The sequence below is a fragment of the Aquiflexum sp. genome, assembly GCF_041749095.1.
Lineage (GTDB): Bacteria > Bacteroidota > Bacteroidia > Cytophagales > Cyclobacteriaceae > Aquiflexum.
Genome location: NZ_JBGTCA010000148.1, coordinates 1 through 1751, shown reverse-complemented (window position 1 = coordinate 1751; position 1751 = coordinate 1). Strand labels below are relative to the sequence as shown.

General features: G+C 38.1%; 2 protein-coding genes. Both read right to left on the bottom strand.

Annotated elements, in window-relative coordinates; translation table 11 throughout:
• Window positions 1–1025, bottom strand: a 1025-nt coding sequence (locus ACEW8O_RS07645; RefSeq protein WP_373494030.1) for a hypothetical protein, incomplete at its 3' end; no start/stop codon positions are given.
• A 4-nt stretch (window positions 1026–1029) separates the two neighbouring features.
• On the bottom strand, window positions 1030–1751 hold a 722-nt coding region (locus ACEW8O_RS07640), incomplete at its 5' end, for a hypothetical protein (RefSeq protein ID WP_373494029.1).

The following is a 1751-nucleotide window of genomic DNA, read 5'->3' as shown; positions in this document are numbered from 1 at the left end:
GTCGGAATCAACATATTCGAACCATGCACCCCTATGACGATATGGCTTCTTGAATAGATTTCATTCCATTCCATTTCCGTCTCGGGCAAAATTCGGTCTGTTCTATGATCATCAATTTGGCTGAAAAGCTTTCCTGAATTTCCCAGTCCGCTACTTTTCAAATGGGCATGAGGCAAACTTTTTAGGATCTTTCTCCCCGTTTTGTTGACCAAATGCATTTGTCTCCAAATAAACAAGGGCTTAAATAAACGCTCCATTTTAAATTTTCTGGAAGCCAGAAAGAAGTAATACAGCACATGGCTATTTAACCAAAACCTGTCTTCTCTTAGGATAAAAGTGAATTGCGGTTCCAAGATTAAGAACTCCTTTAAATCAAAACGGGGCCTTTTTAAGACCTTTTCAAAATCAATATATTTGGTATGGTCCAAATGTGTGTATGTATGGCTGAGGGAAATTTTTTCAAACCTGCTCAACTGAGTTTTGATAAATTCATCCAAGCCACCAATAGTTTGATCACAATCTTTTAAATCAATTGAAATTGACCAAACCTCTGCTAATTCCTTAGGCAATAACCATTGACATCTTTCGGGGATGATGGCAATGATGCCCCAATCTTTTTTGTTTGCTAACAGTGTATAGGTATTCCATATTTTTCCAAAAACATGACCAAAACAGGTATCCAAACAATTGACAATGATCACCTGGTCAAAAGATTTATTGACTTTCTTTTCAATTTGAAAACTCTTTGATACCGGTTGCTTGATGGATTGGACCAAAGAGTCAGCGAGCCAGCCATTTGCCCTAGGGTCATGAAAACGGTATTTTCCATCCTTGGCGATTTGCATCGGAAACAACAGGTCATGGCCTATGGGAAGAGTCTGGTAAAATTCAAAACCACAACTTTGACAGGAGGCGTCCGCTAAAGTATGCATCCCCTGAAAAAACAACGAGTGGACAGCAGTTTGGGCTGATTGACATTGTTTACATTCAACATCAAAAGCTGTAGAAGGCTTTATTTCAATCATCGGCTTACCACTTTCTGATGCCCCATTTATTAAGATAATAAGCTCCCAAAGTTTTCAACCTGTACCGCTTTGCCGAACTGCTTTCTGCAATCTGATAAGGCAATTCAGGATTTAAGATCAGGGCGCAGTAGGAAAGGTTGGATGGTGAAAGAATCGCTTTGGTACAGAAGGACAATGAATAACAATCCAACAAAGCTTCTTTACCCAGTTCATATCCATTGGAATTATCATGATTGCCATGAATGGGAGTTTCCCCAGAGGATCTGACAAAAGGATGGTAAAATAGTTTATCCCCATATTTTTTTACAAAAAGCTGCAGGACCTGAATATCGTCAGTGGCCAGAAAAAGTCTATCAAAAGAATTGATTTGTTGATCCACCAATTTCAGATACTTGGCATCTTTGGCGGGTTCTACTTCATGAAAATGGTCTGTTTTTCGGATATGGATGCCGAGTACAGTTTTGTTTCTAAAGGTAGTTTTAATGGATTCTACAAGTTCCTTGATCTCCTGTCTAATTGTAAGATTTGAAATGTAGGTTTGATTCAATTGCCGAAAAAATGACCTTTCCCAGATTTTCAACGGGAAATTTTCAAATTTGGAATTGTAGACAGCTTTTCCATTTGGATTCATTGGAGTTTGCTCAAAATAATACTCCCAAAAATTCTGATTACCATTAAATTTTTCAGCCTCACTGTAGCTGTAATTCAAATTCCCAAAATCCACAT